Below are 23,962 nucleotides of genomic sequence, written 5' to 3'. Positions count from 1 at the left end.
ATGATCTTGCGCGCTTTACCGAAGTAAAGCGCGCAGAGAAGTTAGGCTTGGTTTTGTGCAAGTTGAAGCTTCTTCGCGTGTCGAATCTTCTTCTCTTCCGCGATAGCCACGAAAGCAAGCAAAACAATACAAATCATGGCGGAGGTATCTAGGGCTGCGAAGGTACCTTTCCAACCTGTTAAGCCGAAGATAGGTGTACCGTCTGCAATCATACCGAGACCAAGTTTCGCGAAGCTGTCACCGATTAGGTAAGCGAATGTACCTTTTACGCCGTCAGCCACACTGATTGCTTTTTTAGGGACAAAACCAACCGCGGCAACACCGATAAGAAGTTGCGGACCAAACACCAAGAAGCCCAATACAAATAGAGAGGCCAAGTACATGAACTCGCTAGTGGCGTGTTGGTAGAACTCAAGCGATACGATGATCAAACCAAGAGACACACAAGCAACCAATGCGCGGCGACCGTTTGCTAGGTCAGATAAGTAACCCCACATCAAAGTACCCACAAGCGCACCGACTTCGAACAGAGTAAAGCCAGAGATTGCCGTTTCTTTTGACAGACCAAGCTCTTGGTACGCGTATACCGTTGACCATTGGTCGATACCAATACGCACGATGTAAAGGAAGATGTTGGCAAAGCAAAGTAGCCAGATAACTTTGTTTTTAAGAACGTATTCAACAAATATTTCTTTTTTGGTCATCTGGTTTTCTTCTGCGGCGGTGTCTTCTTCACTCACTGCTTCATCGAAAAGTTCTTCTACTTTACCTAGACCGTAAGCTTCTGGAGAGTCGCTACCAAAGCGCATACCGATGAAGCCAACGATGATCGCGATGATAGAAGGGAACACGAACATGCCGATTACGTGGCCGTCGAATAGGTAGTTGGCACCGAAAAGAGCAACACCCGCTGCGCCCGCACCACCAACGTTGTGTGACATGTTCCACAAGCCGAGGTAAGAGCCGCGTTTGTTACGAGGTGTCCATTTTGTAATGGTTGAGTAACTAGAAGGGCCACCAGTACTTTGGAAGAAACCACTTAGAGCGTAGAAAGCCACCATCAAGAACAGGCTTGCACTACCGCCGCCCATGCTGAAGCTGAAACCAAGCATTGCAAGACCAGAAAGGATCAGCATAAAAGGGAGGAATTGCTTGGTGTTCTTACCGTCAGCGTAGTAAGACACAACGGTTTTACCGATGCCGTATGTGATGGAGAAGCCAAGGCCAATAAGACCTAGGTCTGTCATGCTCAAACCGTAAGTTGAGATCATGTCGTTTTGCGCGACATTGAAGTTCTTACGAATCAAGTACATGGTTAGGTAGCCGATGAATACGACCAAGTAAGATTGGATGAACGGTTTAAACCACATCTTTCTTCTAACTTCGACAGGAAGATCGAGGGTCGGCTTCCGCACCTGTTCGAGGAATTTTAACATGATGAACTCTCTTGTAATTGTTTTAGAAACACAACGGAGACCGTTATGCGCTCTTGTTACCTTTGACTGAGCGGAATTCTAGAGAGTGGTTTTGTGAGGCACATGAGATGGTTGCCTAGATCGGCTAGGAAAAATTCCTAGAAATGCCTAGTAAGGCGGAAAAGCGTGAAAAGAGTCACACAAAGTCCTTACTAATTTATGGGTTTTTGACAGAGTTCTTATCGGATTGGAAAGCGTTCAAATGCAAGCAGGTTAATATATGCAAGCTTAGTGCTGACAAGGGGTGAGCACGTTTGGTTGGAGAGAATAGTGTCTTGTCGCTAAGTATCAATTGGGAACGAGAAGCAAACAACAGAGACCCAGAGGTCTCTGTTAGAAATATTAGGAATTCGGCTAGGTTGACGTGTTAAGGGGCTGGGCTGTATAGACGCGGCGAGCCGTGTTTTGGTAAGTGAATTAGGTTCAAATGGTTTCTTCTTGCCCATTCGACAGTTAACGCTGTAGGTGCAGATAAGCAAACCAGAGTGGGGATACGCGCGCGAACGGCTTTGTGGATCAACTCTAAGCTGCAACGGCTTGTCATGATTGCGAAGCCACTTTGAGGTTCGATGTGTTTGTTGGCCAATGCGCCAATCAACTTATCTAGCGCGTTGTGGCGGCCGATGTCCTCTCGGCACAACTTGATGTTGCCTTGTAAATCTGAAAATAAAGCGGCGTGTAGCGCGCCAGATTCACGTGCGGCTTCTTGATGCAGTGCGACTTTGTCTCGCAGCCCTTCGAATACATCGGAGCGCGGAGGAAGAGACGGTGTCAGCGGCGCCAAATCAGGCAAAGCTTGTTCCAGAGCCTCGACACCACAAATGCCGCATCCGGTTGTTCCGGCAAGATTTCGGCGCTGTGTTTTTAACGCCCAGAAAGCGCGGTTGCTGATTTCCACTTCCGCATAGTGAGATTCGTGATCGCCGCCAATTTCAATGTCTTTGATCTCTTTGAAGTCGTGGACGATGCCTGTGCTTAGGCTAAATCCTTTCACGAAGTCTTCCAGATGGCCTGGCGTCACCATCATGACCGCTTGGCTAATGCCGTTATAGCTGATAGCTAAGGCGGATTCACTTGCCAGCGACATTTGTTGCACTGGGCGGCCATCAATCAATTCTCGGTAATTGAACGCACTTGGTTGAGGTGGTGCTTGATTGAAATCGGACAGTTCAAAATAAGATTGAGTAGTGCATCTCATGAAATCACCTCATAAGCCGTTATGTATGCCAAAAATTGACGTGTGGACTCTTGTTATCGATTGAATATGTTTTTTGCTTCTGCGAAGCACTGATCGGTTAGCGCGGAGAAGGGTTCTTGTTTTCGCTTTAACAAACCTAGCGGGGCGTGAACGGCGGCTTCTTCGATAGGGATAATGCGAAGCGTATCGTTCAACTCTTCCAATCCACAATTCAGCGGCATAATGGCGCAACAAAGGCCACTGGTTACTGCTTGGATCAAGTGGAAGGTGGAGTTACTTTCAATGACGGTTTGCGGAACCAGCCCTTTACTCACAAAGCTAAGATCAATTGAGTGGCGATAGTGCATTCCCTTCGAAAGCAGCCCTAGCGGAATGTTATTGAGTGACTCCCACAACACTTCAGATTCGGCAAAATCAAAATGACGCTCATCGAATAAAACGCCAAGTTTGGTCGAGTCAAGCTCGATAACATCGAAGTAAGCGGTGTTAACTTGATCGACATAACACATCCCCAAATCAAGTTGATTGCGATTGAGTTGGTCTATGATCTGTTCGGTCGTCATGGAGAGTATTTGAAAGCGTAACTCAGGGAACTGGTGAGCTAATGGTTTGAGCAATTCCATCGGGTTTTGGCTGGCGAGTGGCACCATTCCAAGCCGAAGAGAGCCGACCAACTGACCACGGCAGTTAGCAGCCTCGGCTTGCAATCCATCATGAGCGGCTAAGACGGTTTTTGCCCAAGCTAAAATGCGTTCTCCGGCTTCAGTAAACCCTTCAAATCGTTGACTTCTTTGGATTAATTCGAGATCGAGTTCTTCCTCTAAGCTTCGGATTCTCATGGACAAGGTAGGCTGCGTAATGTGGCACAATGCGGCGGCTTGACCAAAGTGTTTGGTCTGTTCAAGTGCGATGAGATATTTAAGTTGTTTGATATCCATAATGGCTTGTTAACCTTGCGTTGTGAGTCACATGTACGGGGGAACTCCCTAAAAAGGGCACAGCACTACCGTACTTTTTAAGCGCTGGAGCGTTTTAACTGGGGAATGGAAAACCAAAACCAAGTCAAGAATAAAACCACACTAAAAATTGATCTGAATCAAGGCTATTCCTGATATTAATTAGGGTCAAATTTAAAGTATCTATAGTGTGATAGATATTATCTATTATCAAGAGTGCCGATTTTATTGAGTTTGTTAAGCGAACTAGGTGGAATCGGATGGGAAAACGATTAACCTCATAAATTGTATTGATTAAAAATGTGATGACCGTCAGTGGAAAAATTCGTCATAGATTTTGTTTATCACTCGGTCAGGATTATCAATTGGACGCATATTGAATAACGACTTAATCTTTGATTTAGATCAAGACGCAACAATGCGAATTGAATCTACCAGTCTTAGAAACAGTAGGCGGGTATCCGATATCAAGAATCTAGATAAGTAAACGCTCGGACAAGCGAGAGCATGTTGAGTGGTTACTTATTTGGATTAAAAAATACATGGATTAGAAACTAAGCCCTTCAATACTTCCGCATTATCTCAATAAATAACGCGCTTGTTTTCACGGGCACCCTGCTTGCTGGTATATCTGCGAGGAGTAAAGTCGTGAGCCAAAAAGAACAAATAAAAGCATACAAAGGTCCAGCTGGTGGTTGGGGTGCACTGAAAGCCGTAACCAGAAGTTGGTGGGGCAGTGAAAATGCAGTTAAAAACATTCGCACTATGCTCAAAACCAACCAAAATGGCGGTTTCGACTGTCCGGGATGTGCATGGGGTGAGTCGCCAGATAGTGGTAAAGTCAATTTCTGTGAGAATGGCGCGAAAGCGGTAAACTGGGAGGCGACCAATCGTCTGGTTGACCCTGAGTTTTTTGCCAATCACAGCGTTTCATCTCTCTCAACGCAAACCGATTACTGGTTGGAATACCAAGGCCGTATCACGCACCCAATGCGATACGATGCTGAGTCCGACCACTATGTGCCTGTCTCTTGGGATGAGGCTTTTTCTCTTGTGGCTAAACATCTCAACCAATTGGATTCACCACACCAAGCGGAGTTTTATACCTCTGGCCGTGCAAGCAACGAAGCGGCGTTTTTGTATCAGCTATTTGTGCGCGCATTCGGTACCAACAACTTCCCAGATTGTTCCAACATGTGCCACGAAGCCAGTGCTATAGGGATGAAAGACACCATTGGTGTTGGTAAAGGCACAGTGATCTTTGATGATTTTGAAGAAGCTGATGCGATTTTTGTGATTGGTCAAAACCCGGGCACGAATCACCCACGAATGCTTGAACCTCTGCGCGAAGCGGTAAAACGTGGTGCACAGGTTATCTGTCTAAACCCGCTGAAAGAGCGCGGATTAGAGCGTTTCCAAAACCCACAAATGCCGATTGAGATGTTGAGCAACGGCTCAGAGCCTACAAACACGGCGTACCTGCGTCCTGCTTTGGGCGGAGACATGGCAGTATTTCGTGGCATCGCGAAATTCTTGTTGCAATGGGAACGCGAGGCATTGCAAAACGGTGGCAAAGCGGTATTTGACCGTGAATTCATCAAGCAGCACACGATAGGTATAGATGACTATTTGGCTGAAGTGGACGCAACCGCTTGGGAACACATCACGGAACAATCGGGTCTTGATTTAAGTGAAATCGAGATGGTGGCGAGCATGTATCGACGTGCAGAACGTGTGATCATGTGTTGGGCGATGGGGTTGACTCAGCATCGTCACTCTGTACCAACCATTAAAGAAGTCGCAAACGTGCAAATGTTACGAGGTAACGTTGGTAAGCCGGGCGCGGGTCTTTCACCAGTGCGTGGTCACAGTAACGTTCAGGGCGACCGTACGATGGGCATTGATGAAAAACCTTCAGATCTGTTGTTGGATCGCATTGAAAGTCGATTTAACTTTGCCGTCCCGCGCGGTGAAGGCCACAACACTGTGCAAGCCATTAAAGCGATGGAAGAAGGGCAAGCGAAAGTATTTATCGGTTTGGGCGGTAACTTTGCACAAGCAACGCCAGACACAGAACGTACGCACAACGCGATGCGAAACTGTAATTTAACCGTACACATTTCGACGAAGTTAAATCGTTCTCACCTTGTCACAGGTAAAGATGCGCTTATTCTTCCGTGCTTAGGCCGTACTGAGATTGATCAGCAAGCGACTGGCCCGCAAGGCGTGACGGTTGAAGATACCTTCAGCATGGTACATATCTCATTTGGTCAGTTAAAACCGCGTTCGGAGCATTTGCGTTCAGAACCAGCGATTATTGCCGGTATTGCCAATGCTACACTCGGGGCAAAACCAATTGATTGGTTGTGGGCGATTGAAGATTACGACCGTATTCGCGATTTGATTGCCGACACAATTCCGGGCTTTACCGACTTTAACCATAAGCTTAAACACCCGGGTGGATTCCACTTGGTAAACCCAGCTGCCGAGCGTCGATGGAATACACCAAGCGGCAAAGCACAGTTCAGCTCTAGCGAGTTGCCGAAGCAGTTGATCAGCGAAGCGATACTCGAAAAAGGCCAAAAGCCAGATTTGATCTTGCAAACCATGCGCTCACACGACCAATACAATACGACACTTTACGGCTTGAATGACCGTTATCGTGGAGTATTTGGTATGCGCGAAGTGCTGTTTATCAATGAAGCGGATATTCGTAAACTCGGTTTTGAACCGGGCGACAAAGTGGACATGGTTTCATTGTGGGAAGATGGCGTTGAGCGCCGTGTGAGCGGATTTACGCTTGTTGCCTATGATGTACCAGCAGGTCAGGCGGCGGCTTACTATCCAGAAACAAACCCATTAGTTCCTTTGGACAGTTATGGGGATAGAACGTTTACGCCAACCTCTAAGTTTATTGCGATAAAATTGGAAAAATCGACATCCGATAAGATCGCTTTGGTGGAAGCGGGATAGTGACCAAACCGGCACAACGACATTTCCGATAAGCAAACGGCTGATATTAATTATCAGCCGTTTTTAATTGCGCTCAGTCTGCATTTAGTGCGCATAGCTTGTGTATAATGTTAATGACATTATGCTGCTCGATAATAGACAGATAAGGCCGATTTGAATCTAATTTCAAGTAGTAAAACTAATAAGAAGATGCTTATGACCTTGAAAAATATAATTAAATTAACAATCAGTCACTTAGTGGCAGTTTCTATTGGCATTGCGATAGGTATCTATACTTTACCGATCCTTATTGCACCACCTGCGCCGACCGATGAGCAAGTTGCTAAGAGCAAGCAAGGCGCAGAATACAGCGCAGTGTTTAAGAGGGAACTCAAAGGTAGCGACGCTTTTCATTGGGGAGAGGGAGAAATTCATTTGAGTTCTGAAGTCATTACGTTGGTAGGAAAACTCGCTCCCGGACCAGACTATAAACTCTATCTATCTCCTAAGTTTGTCGAAACGGAACAAGAGTTTAATGACCTTAAATCTGAGATGAGCTTAATTGGTGATGTCAAAACGTTCGATAACTTCGTTGTTGAGGTTCCTCAAAGCACTTCAATTTCTGAATACAATACGGTTGTTGTATGGTGCGAGACATTCGGTGAGTTCATTACTTCGGCAAAGTATCAATAAACCTTAGCAGTAGAGTGAAAGGCTTTTCTTTTCACTTTACGCTAGGATGTTGTTTCGCATCATTAGAAGGCAAAGACTCTTAAACACTCTAAATTTAAGAGTCTTTGTTTAGAGTTATTGACAGAACCATTCGACTTGTAAGTCGTTTGCACCTTCCAGGCTACGTTCTGGAAAAACAAGATTTCGAACTATTTAGAGTTATTCTCTGTTTGGCTTGTTTCGTTCGATGACGCTAATCGCAATGGCTAAAAATAGAATATCTTTTACTAAAAAGAAGTTTGTCACCAAAACCCCATCAGACACTTTCCATGTATTCGGTGTCGTAATTAGAAAGCTGAGTGTCGCAAGAAAAATAATTGCGGCGGCTATGCCAGAAAAATAAGCGACTCGTGTGTTTTTAAGGCCAACGATTAATCCAATAGCGACAATGATTTCTGTTGCGCCAATGATGTTTGATACGGCTTGAACTGACATCACATCATACAACCAACTCATCAGAAAATGATTTTCAACGAGCGGTTGTATAAGCTTGGCCTCTGTAGGTGTGAATTTATAAATACCAATCCATATTAGAACTAAAGAAACGCCGAAAACTCCGATAAGATATCCAATTGAGTCACATTGATGATGGCTTTTTACGTTTTGCATAATTAACTACATTCTCCTGTTTGTTAGCGCTTCCAACAAGACCTATAAGGTTGGTAGAAAATTTCATAGGTTTTTTTCGCTCAAACAACAGATATTAAAAATCACGTGATACAGAATTACGTGTTTGATAGAACTTAAGGATATTTCGTGGAAGTTAAAATTTTTCAGGTTGACTCGTTTACATCAGAGGTTTTCAAAGGTAATCCCGCGGGTGTTTGTATCACAGAGTCAAGCCTTGATGAGGAAACGATGTTGGCCATCGCGGCCGAGATGTCGTTATCTGAAACGGCATTTCTGTCACTCAGTACAATGCAACTTCGTTGGTTTACACCGAGGACGGAAGTTGCTTTGTGTGGACACGGCACACTTGCAACGGCGCACGTTCTGAAAGAGCAGGGGTTATATAATACTGGAGATACGATTGAGTTCGTTACGCTATCTGGGGTTTTAACTGCACAACTCGATCATGAAGAAATTCATTTGGTGTTTCCTGCTCCAACTTTAGATATGCGAGCTAGTATTAACAAAGACTTACTTCATGGTTTGGGGCTAGATACCGCCAATGTAGTCGTCTACGGTCAGTTTGATAATAAGCAGTTGGTCGTCATTAATGATGAATTTGTGCTTGAACAGCTCGACCCTGATTTTGGTGCGCTGCTTAAACAAAAAGGCCGTGGCGTCGTCATCACTGCTCAATCAAGCACTGACGCCGATTTTGTCTCTCGATACTTCGCGCCTTGGGTAGGTGTTAATGAGGACCCAGTTACAGGCTCTGCACATTGCGCTTTATGTGTTTACTGGGCTAAAGAGCTCAACAAAAAGCAACTGAAAGGCTTCCAAGCCTCCAAGAGAAGTGGGGTCGTCCATACAGAGTTGTTAAGCACTGAGCACGTTAAGCTTTCTGGAAATGCAGTAACGATATTGCGAGGATATATGAGAATCGCGTAGCGGTCCCTGTGGGAATGATTTTATTTTCGTGTTACCCAATGCTCAATAGTGAAGACGCTTGAATGCTGCTTATTTAAGTGGCTGATTTTTTTTGTAAAAACACCCCTGGCACGGTGGTGTATAACGATTGGAGAGTTATATGAAAACTATCGGTCTTCTAGGTGGTATGAGCTGGGAGTCGACGCTTAGTTATTACAAATTGATCAACGAAGGAGTCAAAGAGGCGTTAGGCGGCCTAAATTCCGCAAAAATTTGTATGTATAGCGTGAATTTTTCGGAGATAGAGAAACTTCAACATCAAGGTAAATGGGAAGAAACGGCAAGCATTCTATCTGATGCTGCATCTTCAATAGAAAAAGGGGGCGCTGACTTCATTCTTATTTGTACTAACACAATGCACAAAGTTGCGCCTCAAATTGAAGCCAGTATTAATATCCCCATACTACATATCGCAGACGCGACTGCTGAGTTACTTCGTGAGAAAGGGGTTCAAAAGGTCGGACTCCTTGGTACTCAATTCACAATGGAGCAAGACTTTTATAAAGGAAGGCTTTCCGACCGTTATGGGCTTGATGTCGTCATTCCCGATCAAGACGACCGCTCTAAAGTACATAACATTATTTATAAAGAGTTATGCCAAGGTGAAATCAAAGAGGAGTCAAGGACGATATACTTGCAAATTATTGAAAAACTAAAAGAGCACGGAGCTGAAGCTGTGATTCTCGGGTGTACTGAAATTGCCTTACTTGTAAACCAAAGTCACACCGATGTTACACTACTCGATACCACTTCTATCCATGCTCAAGCAGCAGTCCGTTTGGCAATTGAAGGTGAATGATCTACGCTTTCTTTCCTGCAAAAAAAGAGAAAACCAAGCACGTGGTTTTCTCTTTTTATTATCAAGTTATAAGCGAGCAAATTTGAGAGTTCTGTATCCACCAATCAAGTTGCGGGCTTTGTAACCATTGTTGACCAGCTGACGGTATGCTACGTTACCACGTAACCCAACTTGACAGTAAATCACGATCTCTTTGTCTTTAGGAAGTTCGTGCATGCGACGACGTAGTTGATCGACAGGAATATTAATTGCACCTTCAAGATAACCAACGGACTCCAATTCACCAGGATTACGAACATCAAGTAACAGTTGGTCTTCTGTCAGTGAATCCATTTCATCATAATGAATCGCAATCGCGTCACCTTTGATGATGTTATTTGCCACAAACGCCGCTTGGTTAATTACATCTTTAGCAGAGCCATAAGGTGGCGCGTAAGTTAGCTCGAGGTGTTGCAGTTGCTCTACCGTCATACCAGCACGCTGAGCAACTGCCATTACGTCGATACGTTTATCAACACCGTCTTTACCTACTGCTTGCGCACCTAATATTTTACCTGTTACTGGATCAAACAGCATTTTGAATGACACGGTTTCTGCACCTGGGTAGTAACTCGCGTGACTTGCTGTATGCACATACACTTTTTCATAAGCGATGTTTTCACGTTTCAGCTGTTTCTCGTTTTTACCAGTAGAAGCGACGGCTAAATCAAAAATCTTACAGATCGCCGTGCCTTGCGTACCTTGGTAAGTTTCTTGGCGGCCAAGCATGTTGTCTGCTGCCATTCGGCCTTGACGGTTTGCCGGGCCCGCAAGTGGCACTAGAGTTTGCTCGCCAGTCACAAAGTCTTTCTCTTCTACCGCGTCGCCGACAGCGTAGATCGAAGGATCGCTGGTTTGCATGTATTCATTGATATAAATACCACCAAGAGCGCCGATTTCTAAGCCAGCTTCTTTTGCTAATTTGGTCTCGGGGCGAACACCAATTGCCATAATCAAAATATCGGTGGTGAGTCTTTCACCATTGTTTAGTGTTAATTCCAATTCACCTTCTAGATGTTGGTGTTTTTCGCTCTCACCAGAGTCGAAACTTGCCACGTGCTCGTTAGGTACGAATTTCACCGACTCAAGTGCGACGCCAAGTTTAAGGTCGATGCCTTTCTCACGAATTTCAGCATGTGCGAAGCCAGCCATTTCACGGTCAACGGGCGTCATCACTTGATCCGCCATTTCAACTAATGTGGTTTTTATGCCTAGCTGGTGGAAGGCTTCCATCATTTCCAAACCGATAAAACCACCACCAACGACCGTAGCGTGTTCAACTTTGTTGGTTTCGATCGTTTTAATGATGCGATCCATATCTGGAATATTGCGCAGCGAGTGCGTTAACGGGTTATCAATACCCGGAATAGGCGGCACAACTGGACCTGCGCCAGGGCTGAGTAGAAGAAAGTCGTAGCTCTCTTGGTATTCCGAGCCATCAAGCAAATTGTTAACCGTAACCGTTTTGTCTTGACGGTTAATAGAAACCACTTCGTTCATCACACGGACATCAACATTGAAACGCGCTAGAAAGCTCTCAGGCGTTTGAAGAAGCAGTTTGCTGCGCTCTTGGATATCGCCACCAATGTGATAGGGTAAGCCACAGTTTGCAAATGACACAAATGGACCGCGTTCAAACATAATGATTTCTGCGTCTTCACTAAGACGACGAGCGCGAGCTGCTGCAGATGCACCGCCAGCAACCCCACCAATAATCACGATTTTGCTCATGGATTTCTCCTGCTGAATGATCGAAAACGCCTACACCTTACTTAAATAAATTAGCTGAGTCTAATGTTATTTAATCTACATTAGCATTGACTTAATAATATTAATTAGTAATATCTAATAAAATGTAATGTAGTAATGAAGAGGCATAAGAATGGGCGACAGTATGCTACAAAGTGCGACCGAAGCGAGTGAGCTGCTTAAAATTATGGCTCATCCAGAGCGCCTAATCGTGATGTGTAAGCTGATTGAAGGTGAGAAAGGGGTCGGTGAACTGTTTGAAGGTTCATCATTAAGCCAATCTGCTTTTTCACAACATCTCACCGTATTGAGAAAGCACGACATCATTAAAGCTAGGAAGGTTTCTCAGCAGGTATTTTATTCAATTTCTGATGAAAGAGTTGGTCCGCTGGTTGAGGCGTTTAAGCAAGTTTTCTGTAAGTAATTAGTTTGGCGGTTGCTATGTTTGAAGTTCCTTGGATGTCGCTGTTGGGCGGCATAATAGTTGGCGTATCAGCGATAACACTGATGCTATTTACTGGCAAGACTGCTGGGATCAGTGGGATCTTAAACGGTGCCGTTGAGAGCGCAGACCGCGTTTGGCGAATTGTTTTTTTAATTGCGATGGTATTAGGTGGCGTGTTTGCTGTTTATGTTCTTGGCGGGCATGTACCAGATCAGTACAGCGGTTCTCTTATTTTAGTTATCGTTGCTGGCTTGTTAGTCGGTGTTGGTACGCGTATCGGCAATGGTTGTACTAGTGGCCATGGCATTTGTGGAATAGGGCGTTTCTCAATCCGTTCTGTGGTCGCGACGTGTACGTTTATGGCCACAGCCATGTTAGCCGTCTTGCTAGTATCGTGAGGGATAGTGTCGTTATGAAAACTCACGTAATGAAAAGTATTAAGCAAATGTCCGTTGTTGCATTTTCTGGTGTGCTCTTTGGTATTGGTATGGTGGTCTCTGGTATGGCAGATCCGGCAAAAGTGATCGGCTTTCTTGATATTACCGGTTCATGGGACCCAAGCTTAGCCTTCGTTATGGGCGGAGCACTTGTTGTGTTCGTTCCTGCTTATCTTTTATTAATAAAGCCAAGAAGCGAATCTGTGTTTGGTGATGAGGTTGTCTGTCCTACTTCTAAAACGATAGACAAAAAGTTAGTCGGTGGTGCAGCACTGTTTGGTATTGGTTGGGGCTTACTGGGTGTGTGTCCTGGTCCTGCGGTTGCCAGCCTTTTTACTGGCAACACACAAGTTCTGCTCTTTATAGCGGCAATGTTGGTTGGGTCATTCACCGCTAAAAGAGTGGTTCGTCAATAAAGAAAGTACTTCAACGTTAAAAAGAGTACTTAAACGCTAAAAAGTGAGTGTCGTAGAAACCGGGCAATGGTCACTCAGTTTATAGTCGAGTACATCTTGTGTTTTGAAAACGGTTTGAACACCAGACGACGCCTTTAAATCACCACTTGCAATAATGTGGTCTATCACCGAGCGGAATTGGTGGGTTTTATTCGGATTACGATTAGAGCGCACTTTACATTCCGCTTTAGTGTCTTTAGTCACTAGCTTTGCACTAGTATTGTCCGATATCACGTCCCACAACCAATCTCCTTGATAACCCAAGTTGTGGTTAAAGTCGCCAAGCACGACATAATGTTGTTTGTTGTCCTCGCGCGCCTTTATCCACTTAGCTAGTGCCTGTCCTTGTTGTTTCACTATCTTACAATCGCGGTTATTACGATACGCGCCACTGCAACCCGCTTTCAGATGTACAGAGAGTAGGTGAGTCTCGTTTTCTTGGTTTGGATTTAAAACAAGGTAGCTCGCGAAGCGCAGCTTGATGTTGCCTCGTGTGATAGAGAAGTCTGGCTTGTCTAATACGCTTACGCCATTGCGCACGGCAAAGCCTGTGTATTGGTTGGTGTCGTTAAACTGAAGGTGTCGGTTGGAGGCGTTTGAACGATCGGAAAGATAAATAGTGAAGTCATTGCCAACGGCTTTTTGGATGGCAGCAGCACTTTCGACTTCTTGAAAAGCAAAAATGTCGGCTTGTGTTTTATCCACATAGTGGGTCAGCTTTTCAAAATCTTGTGGTGTTCTCGACACTTTTCCACCATCTATAGATAACCATTCTATGTTCCAACTGGTTAGATTGATGGAGTTTTGAGCAAATGAAAGAGAACTAAAAAGTAATATTAACGTAACAAAAAGTGATCGCATTTTGGCCTGTTGCACTCCTATCTTTTAGCGTATTCCTTTCCATCCTTTATCCTACAAGACCTCCAAAAATAGCAAGTAGATTTAGTACCAATTTTGCAATTTTCATGGTTTTCTTCGCAACTGAGATCAACGCCAATAAGATCGATTTCTTCTTGTTCGCTAGCCAATCTTTATTGATCAAAATCAATGTTTTCGAGTGGTGCTTCTCGTTAAATACGCCACAATATATTGTGTTGCCAGAATAAAAAATGACCCCATATAGTGTGTTTATGGATAACTCTGTGAGTATGCTCGGGTAAGGAGAACAAAGTGAAACCAATCGTAATCAAACGCGACGGATCAAGAGCTCCGTTCAACAGGGATCGTATCCAAGCAGCAGTTGAAGCAGCAGCGGAAAACAAAGATAAAGATGTCGCTATTTATGCTCTTAATGTGGCTCTTGCTGTCGAGTTACAGTTAAGAGAACACGATGAAGTTCACATCCATGAGATTCAAGACTTAGTCGAAAATGAACTCATGCAAGGTCCTTACAAAGCCCTAGCGCGTTCTTACATTGAATATCGCCACGATCGCGACATCGCTCGTGAGAAGCAAAGTGCACTAACTCGCGAAATCGAAGGTTTGATTGAAGAAAGTAACCTGGATCTAATCAACGAGAACGCGAACAAAGACGGCAAAGTAATTCCGACTCAACGTGACTTGTTGGCTGGTATCGTAGCGAAACACTACGCGAAGACGCACATTCTTCCTCGCGATGTGGTTCAAGCGCACGAAGTGGGTGACATTCACTACCACGATTTAGACTACGCACCGTTCTTCCCAATGTTTAACTGTATGCTTATCGATCTTAAAGGCATGCTGACGCATGGTTTTAAAATGGGTAACGCTGAGATTGATACGCCAAAATCAATTTCGACTGCAACAGCGGTAACAGCACAAATCATTGCTCAAGTCGCGAGCCACATTTACGGCGGTACAACCATCAACCGTATTGATGAGGTTCTAGAACCGTACGTAATCACAAGCTACGAGAAACACCTAGAGATTGCAAAAGAGTGGAACATTGCTGAGCCAGAAGAGTTCGCAAAAGCGCGCACTGAGAAAGAGTGTTACGACGCATTTCAATCTCTAGAATACGAAGTAAACACGCTGCATACAGCGAACGGTCAAACCCCATTCGTTACGTTCGGTTTTGGTCTTGGTACAAGCTGGGCATCCCGCCTGATCCAGAAATCGATTATGAAGAATCGTATTGCAGGTCTAGGCAAGAACCGTAAAACAGCGGTATTCCCTAAACTTGTATTCGGCATCAAAGATGGTTTGAACCACAAATCAGAAGATCCAAACTACGACATCAAGCAACTTGCGCTTGAGTGTGCGTCTAAGCGTATGTACCCAGACATTCTTAACTACGACAAAGTAGTGGAAGTAACCGGTTCATTCAAAACGCCAATGGGTTGCCGTAGCTTCCTTGGTACTTACGAAGAAAGCGGTGAGCTGATTCACGAAGGTCGTAACAACCTTGGCGTCGTGAGCTTGAACCTTCCTCGTATCGCTATCCGTGCAAACGGAAGCGAAGAGAAATTCTACGAGCTTCTAAATGACCGCCTACGTCTTGCTCGTAAAGCACTAGAGACACGTATCTCTCGCCTTGAAAACGTGAAAGCACGCGTGGCCCCAATCCTATACATGGAAGGCGCATGTGGTGTTCGCTTGAAAGCAGACGACTCAATCGCAGATATCTTCAAGAACGGTCGTGCGTCTATTTCTCTTGGTTACATCGGTGTACACGAGACAATTAACGCGCTATTCGGTACAGAAGCGCACGTTTATGATGACGCTGTTTTGCGTGAAAAAGCGGTCGCTATCATCAAGCATCTAAAAGATGCTGTGAATCAATGGGCTGACGAAACTGGCTATGGCTTCAGCTTATATGCAACGCCAAGTGAAAACCTATGCAGCCGTTTCTGCCGCATCGATGCGAAAGAGTTCGGTGTAATTGAAGGCGTAACAGACAAAGGTTACTACACCAACAGCTTCCACCTAGATGTTGAGAAGAAGGTGAACCCGTACGACAAGATCGACTTTGAGATGCCTTACCCAGAAATCTCAAGCGGCGGCTTTATCTGTTACGGCGAGTTCCCGAACATGCAACGTAACGTTGAAGCACTAGAAAACGTATGGGACTACAGTTACACCCGAGTGCCTTACTACGGTACAAACACGCCAATTGATGAGTGCTACGAGTGTGGCTACAACGGCGAGTTTGACTGTACAAGTAAAGGCTTCACTTGCCCAAGCTGTGGTAACCATGACTCAACTAAAGTATCAGTAACACGTCGAGTTTGTGGCTACCTAGGCAGCCCAGATGCACGCCCGTTTAACTTCGGTAAGCAAGAAGAAGTGAAGCGCCGAGTTAAACACCTGTAAGGTTTACTACCACTCGTTTTAACACTTTGAAAATCAACTTTAAACAGGTTGATTTTCTCTTTCGCGATAACACAGAGACGCATTATGAATTACCACCAATACTATCCAATTGACGTTGTTAACGGACCGGGTACGCGCTGCACGCTGTTTGTGTCGGGTTGTGTGCATCAGTGCCGTGGGTGTTATAACCAGTCGACGCAACGTTTGGATTCTGGTGTACTTTTCACGCAAGAAGCGGAAGACAAAATCATCGCTGACTTAAACGACACGCGTATCAAACGCCGTGGCTTGTCGTTGTCGGGTGGAGATCCGCTTCACCCTGCTAATGTGCCTCATATTTTGAAGATAGTGAAAAGGGTGAGAGAGGAGTGCCCAGGTAAAGACATTTGGGTTTGGACTGGCTACACGCTGACGGAACTGAATAACGCGCAAAGGGAAGTGGTGCAATACATCGATGTTTTGATTGATGGTAAGTTTGAACAAGACAAGAAAGACCTCAATCTCGAATGGCGTGGCAGTTCAAACCAAATCATTCATCGCTTTACGGACATCTAATCAAGCATTCTCCGCACATAAAAAGGGCTCACGCGTGCATAACGGGTGAGCCCTTTTGGTGTGAGTTCGTTAATGTCTTTTAGGTTACGCTGTCACCGATTGGTCATCTTCAACCATATTATTTATCCAACGTTTAGATTGAATACGGTAAGTCGTCAGTACGCCTTTCACTAACTCTTCCGCGAGCAGAGACATCAAGACAAAATGCAAAGGCAGCCCTAACACCATGCCTGTGTAATAAGTAAGGGGGATGCCAATAGCCCACTGACCGAACGTGTCGATGAAAATGCTATAGCGAATATCAGCGCCACTCTTTAGTACGCCGCCAATCCCAACCATGTTAAACACCCTCAAAATCATACCTAGCGCCATGACTAAACATACGTTAAGTGCCATGTCTGCATCGGTTAACGGGCTCAGTACCAATAGGTGATGAATCATGGGCGAGCTCAACCACACTAGGAAAAACAGCAAGGTGGCTAAGATTGCGCTGGTTAACACATACCACCACGCCGTTTTCTCGACTCGGTCATAATGTTTTGCACCAATATCATTCCCAAGAAGAACGGATGCAGCGACCGCAAATCCCATAAAGGTTGAAATCAGTACCCCTTCAATCGGTGATAAGAATGAGATGATCGCCAGTTCTGAAACGCCCAATTGACCATAGATGATGCTGTAAACGATCAATCCACCAGTCCAAAGTGCATCGTGGACCAACATGGGTAAAGAAACCTTAAAGTACTTTTTTCGATACTGTTTTAAGCGGTCTTGTACCCAATCGAACTTAGTCGGAATTAGGTAAGCATATCGTTTGTAGAAAAAATAAATCAAGACGGCGGTTTGGAAAAATCGAGAAACAAAACTACCTACGGCTGCACCAAATACGCCCCATTGAGGGAAACCAAATAAACCAAAAATCAAAACATAATTAAGCGCGACGTTAACGACAATGGCGGAGATACTAACGTTGGTTGCCAGTTTAGTTTGGCCCACGGAGCGCAATACCGCTTCAATCGGTACTACTATCGCCGTAGCAATGAGGCTAAAGCCCGTAACCACAAGATAATCACGTGCATAAGTGACGTATTCAGGATCGTCTGACATAAAAGAGACGATCTCTTCATCAAAAATCGCATAAAGAACGATAAACGGCAGCGTCACCAAAATGGAAATAAACCAAGATTGCGCCAACGTTCTGCGAATTCCGGCTAGGTTTCCTGAGCCGTAGTATTGAGAAGCAAGTACGGTAACTGCACCGCACAGGCCAAAGACAACCGCTAGGTTGAAGAAAAAGATACGATTTCCAACTCCAACTGCTGCCGTTGCAGATTCTCCGAGTAGGCTTACCATGAAAATATCCACGACGCCGAGCAAAGCAAAAAGCATGGACTGAAGTGAAACAGGTAGGCCAATCGTAATCAGCTTTTGCCAAAATGCTTTATCGATGTATTCGCGTGTTAAGAGCATCGCATTTCTCCTTAAAGATTAATGCGAGTAGTTTATCCTCATGATTTGGCGGTGTATTTTTCAAAGGAATCCAAAACCTTTGTAAAACTCTCTACTAACGCACATGTGAGCCAATAAATCATGGAAGATAAACAAGAACGCTACGCGATTTCAGAAAAAACTTATCAAGAGTTTATTGATCACAGTCGAGTATTAGCACTTGAGGAGAGAGGCATTGTGCAGTGCGGCATTGCCACTTGTCGTGACTTCTTCTCTGTTTATCGTAAAAACCAAAAGAAACACATGCTGCTCTATACGGTGCGTGGTAAAGGGTGGCTAGAGAGTGGGACTTATCGATACGATTTGGAACCGGGCTCGTTGATTACAGTACCCGCAGGTGTTGAAAACGGTTTTGGTATAGAAGAAGAACCTTGGCAGATCGCGTGGCTTTTTCTTGCTCCTGATAGAGAGTGGCCGATATTAGAATGCGATGTTCGCTACCAGCTTTCATCTACACCTGAAGTGATGTATGCATGTATCCAAACGTTACTACGCAGCATTAACCTTCCAATCGATTATGGTGGTGCGGTAGGTGAGCATAGTGTGGCTCAGTTAGAGCTGATGTTAAACATGCCGCCCTCAGAGTCGATATCACGCAGCCAATTGAGGCTTCGGCGTGTATTTGACCTTGTCCAACGTCAGCTCCATAAGGATTGGAGCGTTGAGCAGGTGGCGGCTCTATATCCATGTTCGGAGCCTCATTTGCATCGACTGACTCAAAAGCAGTTTGGTCGAAGCCCAATGGCACATTTAACGCGTATGCGCATGGAATATGCTGCTAGGTTACTTCGTTCAACAGAATGGCCAATTCAGCATATTGGAGAAATAGTCGGATATCCGACCAGCGCTAACTTTAGTACACGTTTTAAAGCGTGGTCGACCATGACACCAAGAGAGTTTAGAAAAAACGGTAGAGTGGATTGGTACAACGAGGAGTGAATCGTTCTTTTTCTGAACGATAGAGCGCACAAAACTCACCGCAATCCAGAATTTTGTTCTCTAATTGATGAAATAAGTGAAAAATCATTTCGTCATTTTTTGCGATGGTGTTAACGTGAGGTTCGGTACTTGAATTTCAAAGGGTTATGACTTTCATGTTTTCTAATCTCCCAACTCCCGTATTAGATCCTATTTTATCTCTATCCGTTGCATACCGTAACGATGAACGTCCAAACAAGGTTGACCTTGGCATTGGCGTATACAAAAACAGCGCAGGCGAAACGCCGATTATGAAAGCCATTCAAATGGCGCAGGATGTCGTTGTTGAAACTCAAAAAACCAAGTCTTATGTTGGTCTTGCAGGTTGCGAAGAATTTAATAAAAGCATGATCAATTTGCTACTGACGGGAACGTCTGCAATGGATCGTGTTGCAGCTATTCAAACGCCAGGTGCAAGTGGTGCGCTGCGTATGCTCGGTGATCTAATGAAGATCGCACAGCCAGATACGACGGTTTGGATTTCCAACCCAAGCTACGTAAACCACAAGCCAGTGATGGAAGCAGCAGGCCTTAAAGTTAAGTTCTACCACTATTTCTCTTCGGAAACGAAACAAGTAGACACCGAAAAAATGATGGATGATCTTGCGAAAGCTGGGCCTTCAGATGTGGTACTTCTTCATGGTTGTTGCCACAACCCAACTGGTGCGGATATTGACTTCTCTGCTTGGCAAGCCATTACAGAATTGTCGCAGAAGAACGGTTTCATCCCATTTGTGGACATTGCTTACCAAGGCTTCGGTGATGGCCTAGAAGAAGACGCAAAAGGCCTTCGTTTTATGGCAGATAACGTTGAAGAGATGTTGATTACTACTTCATGTTCGAAGAACTTTGGTCTGTACCGTGAACGAACTGGTGCAGCGATTGTGGTTGGTAAGAACATGCATGATGTAACCAATGCAAAAGGTAAACTCCTCACTCTAGCTCGCTCGACTTACACGATGCCACCCGACCATGGTGCAGCTTTAGTTAAGACCATTCTGCAAGATGACAATCTCACTTCCGTTTGGAAGCAAGAATTGAGTGAAATGCAACATCGTTTGGTTAGCCTTCGTCAAAGTTTGTGTAACGAGTTGAGAAACAACCATAATACAGATCAATTTGATTTCATTGAGGGTCACAAAGGCATGTTTACTGTGCTAGGCTTTAGTGGAAACCAAATGGCGCAACTGCGTGAAGATTATGGCATTTATGGTGTTGGCGATGGTCGAATTAACATTGCCGGACTTACCGAAACTCATATTCCATACGTAGCGGACGCAATTAAGAAAGTATCTCAAGCTTAATTGGAGTGTGGATGAAAAACTGGAAACTGATTCTGCCGCTTATGATGAGCGGCAGTTTAATTGCTTGTACGTCAACTCAAACGACGCAGGAACCTGTTGAGCCAGAGTCGCCAAAGGTCGAAGAGCCCGTTAAAGTCGAGCCAGAAGTGAAACCTGATGTAGATCCAAAGCCAGAGGTGGAGCCCAAACCAGAAGCGAAACCTGAGAAAAAGCCGGAACCAAAGCCTAAGAAGCCAGTCAAGGTCACAAAAACACCCGATGGCATGTTAATTCTTGGTTCTGAAGAATGGGTTTATGTTCCTGAAATTGACCAGACTTTCAAGGCTAGAGTCGATACAGGTGCGACAACATCATCAATTAGTGCGACTGACATTGTTCCGTTTGAGCGTGATGGTAAAGACTGGGTTAAATTTAAGATAGATTTAGGTGACAAAGACACCAAAGAATTTAAAGTACCCGTTGAGCGCTGGGCTAAAGTTAAGCAGTCTTCGTCAGAAGAGGTGGATAAACGAGCGGTGGTAAAAGCCTACATTACCGTTGGGGATCACAAAGAAAAGACAGAGTTTACGTTAGCGGATCGCGGACATATGACGTTTCCAATTTTGCTTGGTCGAAGCTTTTTTAGAGATATCGCCGTTGTAGATGTATCGAAAAAATATGTGCAAGATAAACCTAAAAAAACCGCTAAAAACTGATGTATTAAAGCTAGTTTCTGCTACAAGCTAATAATTCGTGATTAACAAAAAATGGCCTCCAAAATCGGAGGCTATTTTTATTGAATCATATGCTTGCTTGTGATGCCCTAGTAGTCATGTCCACTAAAATGCAAAACGAGCAGACATTACAATTTGCTGGCCATAGACACCATTATTTTTGAAATCTGCACCAAGTGATAGTTGCTGAGTTGAGTGGAATCGTGCGCCCAGATTGTAAATGGTGTTCGAATCGTCATTATCTATGATTTGGCCGATACGGCCATGTAGCTCAACATTTTGCATAAACCAAATACGAGTGCCAATATTCACTTCCGTGCGCCACTCGTCGCCGACTTTATCACTGCCGTTCTCTTTAATGTTGTGTACCAACATTTGGCCATAAATATCTGCAAATTGGCCTGCTGGCCCATTAAAGCCTATACCACCAGCAATGTCCCAGTCTCCGCTGAATTCACTGTCTGCGCGAGCAATGAAATGGGTATTCTCTGTAAAGTAGGTATTGAACTCTCCACCAAATGTACCAGGGCTAGTGCCCATGCGAAATTCCATCGTGTTGTAGTTGAAATTATTTGCATGTGCGGAAAGTGGCAAAATAGCACACAAACCAAAGGCTGCAACCTTTAGAGCTTTACCTAGCATGGTGTCTCCGGGCAAGATGATTAAAATGAACAAAAAAATGGTCTGCAAAAAGCAGACCAAGATTGATAAAGCTATCATTTTAAGTGCTTGCCGTCACTATTTAGCTGTAATCGTCACTACATCATGTTGATATGCACAGCAATCGGGGTTTGTTTTACATGACCACGAGTTGTTCGACTTCAATCTCTGGTTTGTTCCCGCCTTCAAATTCGCCAAACAGACGGACTTTAGTCGTGTGATCAATCGGAGTATTTAGCTGAATATCGTCATCGAGTTCGACCATCACTTCACCGGAACCATCGCTAAAGACAAACTTATCCGAGCGAACTTGACGCAATAAGTTACCTTCAACGACCACATCTTTTTCAGTAAACATATTGGAGTCGTTTAGCAAGGCATCCAATTTTTCCACAGTGACAGGACCGTTAAACTGGAAGTTTGATTGGTTTTGAGCGTTATCTTTCGCGAACGCGATAGAAGGAGCAATAGCTAAGGCGGCGATTGTTGCGATAATTGTATTCTTTTTCATGTTACATCCTCATCGGTTTGTTTTGATGGGGTCATTAAAACAGGGCTTGTTTGAACCAATGATGATTTCAACATTCATATTCTATTCATTTGCTTGAGTAAGTGGGGACGATGACGTTATGATTGTTCATCTTCCTCTATTCCTTACGAATGTTCATGAAATCAGCGATCCCATCTTTAATGGTTCAAGGCACCACTTCGGATGCCGGAAAAAGTGTCCTTGTGGCAGGTTTATGCCGTGTATTAGCAAGAAAAGGGATAAATGTTGCCCCATTTAAGCCACAAAACATGGCACTAAATAGTGCGGTAACCAAAGATGGCGGTGAAATAGGTCGAGCACAGGCCGTACAGGCACAGGCGTGTAATATTGAGCCAACCGTACATATGAATCCGGTTTTGATTAAACCTAACAGTGATACAGGTGCTCAGATCATTTTGCAGGGTAAGGCGATTTCCAATATGGATGCGGCTGGCTTTCATGATTACAAGAAAGTGGCGATGGACACGGTGTTAGATTCCTTCTCTCGTCTGACTCAAGAATTTGATTCGATCATTATCGAGGGCGCGGGGAGTCCTGCTGAAATCAATTTACGAGAAGGCGATATTGCAAACATGGGTTTTGCTGAGGCCGCTGATGTACCAGTGATCATTGTTGCTGATATTGATCGTGGTGGAGTGTTTGCACATTTGTACGGAACACTTGCGTTACTTTCTGAATCTGAACAAGCGCGAGTAAAAGGATTTGTTATCAACCGTTTTCGAGGTGATATTCGTTTATTGCAATCGGGCCTCGATTGGCTAGAAGAAAAAACAGGTAAACCTGTACTTGGTGTACTTCCTTTTCTCCATGGTTTGAATTTAGAAGCAGAAGACGCGATCACTGCACAGCAGGAGTTGCACTCTGAGGTAAAACTGAATGTTGTTGTGCCTGTTTTAACCCGGATTAGTAATCATACTGATTTTGATGTGCTGCGATTGAATCCAGACATCAATCTACGTTATGTAGGTAAAGGCGAAAAAATAGATAAAGCCGACCTGGTTATTTTGCCTGGGACCAAATCGGTCAGAGACGATCTGGATTATCTAAGAAGCCAGGGGTGGGATAAAGATATCTTGCGTCATATTCGTCTTGGTGGAAAAGTGATTGGTATCTGTGGCGGCTACCAGATGCTTGGAAACTTGATTGATGATCCAAACGGCGTCGAAGGCCAACCAGGTCAAAGCGAAGGACTTGGCTTGCTTGATATCACTACGACGCTAACTAACAGCAAACAGCTTACAAACACAAAAGCACAGCTTTCTCTTAACGGCAAAACAGCCAATGTAAAGGGTTATGAAATCCACGTAGGGCGAAGTGAAGTACGGGGCCTGCAACCTCTTACATTCAGTTCCGGTGAAGCGGAGGGGGCGATCAGCGAGTGTGGCCAAATCATGGGAACCTACCTTCACGGGTTCTTTGACGAGGCAGCTGTCTTAAGCCTGGTATCAGAATGGGTAAACGGCACCCAAATCAAACAACAAGACTTTGAAGAGTTAAAGGAGCAAGGCATTAATCGCATCGCAGATGCGATAGAACAACATGTGCGCCTTGATTTTTTGTTTAAATAGC

Annotated in this window: 22 protein-coding genes; 13 read left to right on the top strand and 9 right to left on the bottom strand. The window is 44.5% G+C overall.

The features are described 5' to 3' along the window. Positions 1-41: 41 nt before the first annotated feature. The 3 genes from uhpT to R7044_RS14660 form a co-directional block, all read right to left on the bottom strand. Positions 42-1,436 (bottom strand): hexose-6-phosphate:phosphate antiporter, encoded by a 1,395-nt coding sequence (uhpT, locus tag R7044_RS14670; RefSeq protein WP_021707729.1) that lies wholly within the window; start codon positions 1,434-1,436, stop codon positions 42-44. A 406-nt stretch (positions 1,437-1,842) separates the two neighbouring features. After that, positions 1,843-2,673 carry a formate dehydrogenase accessory sulfurtransferase FdhD gene (gene fdhD / locus R7044_RS14665; protein ID WP_005388009.1) on the bottom strand — a complete coding sequence of 277 codons (831 nt, stop codon included), beginning with the start codon at positions 2,671-2,673 and terminating at the stop codon, positions 1,843-1,845. A 53-nt stretch (positions 2,674-2,726) separates the two neighbouring features. Next, the gene (locus R7044_RS14660) at positions 2,727-3,611 is read right to left on the bottom strand and encodes a LysR family transcriptional regulator (protein WP_005388011.1); all 885 of its coding nucleotides are present in this window, start codon (positions 3,609-3,611) and stop codon (positions 2,727-2,729) included. A 666-nt stretch (positions 3,612-4,277) separates the two neighbouring features. On the opposite strand from R7044_RS14660, the gene R7044_RS14655 reads away from it, so the two are divergent. Both R7044_RS14655 and R7044_RS14650 read left to right on the top strand, forming a co-directional pair. Next, positions 4,278-6,602 (top strand): FdhF/YdeP family oxidoreductase, encoded by a 2,325-nt coding sequence (locus R7044_RS14655; protein ID WP_225455646.1) that lies wholly within the window; start codon positions 4,278-4,280, stop codon positions 6,600-6,602. A gap of 195 nt (positions 6,603-6,797) precedes the next feature. Further along, positions 6,798-7,274: a DM13 domain-containing protein gene (locus tag R7044_RS14650; protein ID WP_005376099.1), complete on the top strand. Its 477-nt coding sequence runs from the start codon at positions 6,798-6,800 to the stop codon at positions 7,272-7,274. A 198-nt stretch (positions 7,275-7,472) separates the two neighbouring features. On the opposite strand, the gene R7044_RS14645 is transcribed toward R7044_RS14650, so the two are convergent. After that, positions 7,473-7,922, bottom strand: coding sequence for a YkgB family protein (locus tag R7044_RS14645; protein WP_005376100.1), 450 nt, complete (start codon positions 7,920-7,922; stop codon positions 7,473-7,475). 147 nt (positions 7,923-8,069) lie between these two features. Here R7044_RS14645 and R7044_RS14640 point away from each other — a divergent pair, with 147 nt between their 5' ends. Continuing rightward, on the top strand, positions 8,070-8,870 hold the full coding sequence (locus tag R7044_RS14640) for a PhzF family phenazine biosynthesis protein (protein WP_225455645.1): 801 nt from the start codon (positions 8,070-8,072) through the stop codon (positions 8,868-8,870). 139 nt (positions 8,871-9,009) lie between these two features. After that, the gene (locus tag R7044_RS14635) at positions 9,010-9,708 is read left to right on the top strand and encodes an aspartate/glutamate racemase family protein (protein ID WP_151515553.1); all 699 of its coding nucleotides are present in this window, start codon (positions 9,010-9,012) and stop codon (positions 9,706-9,708) included. A 66-nt stretch (positions 9,709-9,774) separates the two neighbouring features. Here R7044_RS14635 and R7044_RS14630 read toward each other — a convergent pair whose 3' ends face one another. Next, positions 9,775-11,478, bottom strand: coding sequence for an FAD-dependent oxidoreductase (locus R7044_RS14630; RefSeq protein WP_053303645.1), 1,704 nt, complete (start codon positions 11,476-11,478; stop codon positions 9,775-9,777). A gap of 151 nt (positions 11,479-11,629) precedes the next feature. Here R7044_RS14630 and R7044_RS14625 point away from each other — a divergent pair, with 151 nt between their 5' ends. The 3 genes from R7044_RS14625 to R7044_RS14615 are packed head-to-tail and all read left to right on the top strand — an operon-like array spanning position 11,630 to position 12,794. Next, on the top strand, positions 11,630-11,920 hold the full coding sequence (locus R7044_RS14625; protein ID WP_005376206.1) for an ArsR/SmtB family transcription factor: 291 nt from the start codon (positions 11,630-11,632) through the stop codon (positions 11,918-11,920). A gap of 5 nt (positions 11,921-11,925) precedes the next feature. Then, positions 11,926-12,339, top strand: a complete 414-nt coding sequence (locus R7044_RS14620) for a YeeE/YedE family protein (protein WP_395231669.1) — start codon at positions 11,926-11,928, stop codon at positions 12,337-12,339. Between the two features lie 14 nt (positions 12,340-12,353). Further along, positions 12,354-12,794, top strand: coding sequence for a YeeE/YedE family protein (locus tag R7044_RS14615; RefSeq protein WP_017820171.1), 441 nt, complete (start codon positions 12,354-12,356; stop codon positions 12,792-12,794). A 36-nt stretch (positions 12,795-12,830) separates the two neighbouring features. Here the strand turns inward: R7044_RS14615 and R7044_RS14610 are convergent, their stop codons facing one another. After that, a complete protein-coding gene (locus R7044_RS14610) occupies positions 12,831-13,694 on the bottom strand; it encodes an endonuclease/exonuclease/phosphatase family protein (protein ID WP_225455644.1) in 864 nt (287 codons plus the stop codon). 309 nt (positions 13,695-14,003) lie between these two features. On the opposite strand from R7044_RS14610, the gene nrdD reads away from it, so the two are divergent. Continuing rightward, positions 14,004-16,124, top strand: coding sequence for an anaerobic ribonucleoside-triphosphate reductase (nrdD, locus tag R7044_RS14605; RefSeq protein WP_225455643.1), 2,121 nt, complete (start codon positions 14,004-14,006; stop codon positions 16,122-16,124). Between the two features lie 84 nt (positions 16,125-16,208). Continuing rightward, complete coding sequence (gene nrdG / locus R7044_RS14600; protein WP_017634628.1) at positions 16,209-16,679, top strand: anaerobic ribonucleoside-triphosphate reductase-activating protein; 471 nt, start codon at positions 16,209-16,211, stop codon at positions 16,677-16,679. A gap of 84 nt (positions 16,680-16,763) precedes the next feature. On the opposite strand, the gene R7044_RS14595 is transcribed toward nrdG, so the two are convergent. After that, positions 16,764-18,149: an MATE family efflux transporter gene (locus R7044_RS14595; protein WP_225455642.1), complete on the bottom strand. Its 1,386-nt coding sequence runs from the start codon at positions 18,147-18,149 to the stop codon at positions 16,764-16,766. 120 nt (positions 18,150-18,269) lie between these two features. On the opposite strand from R7044_RS14595, the gene R7044_RS14590 reads away from it, so the two are divergent. The 3 genes from R7044_RS14590 (at position 18,270) to R7044_RS14580 (ending at position 21,165) form a co-directional block, all read left to right on the top strand. Continuing rightward, entirely contained in the window at positions 18,270-19,127 is an 858-nt protein-coding gene (locus R7044_RS14590) for an AraC family transcriptional regulator (protein WP_025767758.1), read from the top strand. Positions 19,128-19,282: 155 nt separating this feature from the next. Next, the gene (locus R7044_RS14585; RefSeq protein ID WP_025767759.1) at positions 19,283-20,470 is read left to right on the top strand and encodes an aromatic amino acid transaminase; all 1,188 of its coding nucleotides are present in this window, start codon (positions 19,283-19,285) and stop codon (positions 20,468-20,470) included. 11 nt (positions 20,471-20,481) lie between these two features. Then, a complete protein-coding gene (locus tag R7044_RS14580) occupies positions 20,482-21,165 on the top strand; it encodes an ATP-dependent zinc protease (RefSeq protein WP_005388032.1) in 684 nt (227 codons plus the stop codon). 123 nt (positions 21,166-21,288) lie between these two features. On the opposite strand, the gene R7044_RS14575 is transcribed toward R7044_RS14580, so the two are convergent. Then, positions 21,289-21,825 carry a hypothetical protein gene (locus R7044_RS14575; protein WP_017634623.1) on the bottom strand — a complete coding sequence of 179 codons (537 nt, stop codon included), beginning with the start codon at positions 21,823-21,825 and terminating at the stop codon, positions 21,289-21,291. Between the two features lie 154 nt (positions 21,826-21,979). Continuing rightward, positions 21,980-22,354 (bottom strand): YgiW/YdeI family stress tolerance OB fold protein, encoded by a 375-nt coding sequence (locus R7044_RS14570; RefSeq protein WP_033907054.1) that lies wholly within the window; start codon positions 22,352-22,354, stop codon positions 21,980-21,982. Between the two features lie 155 nt (positions 22,355-22,509). On the opposite strand from R7044_RS14570, the gene R7044_RS14565 reads away from it, so the two are divergent. Then, positions 22,510-23,961, top strand: a complete 1,452-nt coding sequence (locus R7044_RS14565) for a cobyric acid synthase (RefSeq protein WP_033907055.1) — start codon at positions 22,510-22,512, stop codon at positions 23,959-23,961. The last annotated feature ends 1 nt before the right edge of the window (position 23,962 follow it).

It is taken from the genome of Vibrio sp. 1402 (assembly GCF_033340275.1).
The sequence above is the reverse complement of the archived record's forward strand: the minus strand, read 5'-3'. Positions and strand labels throughout refer to the sequence as shown.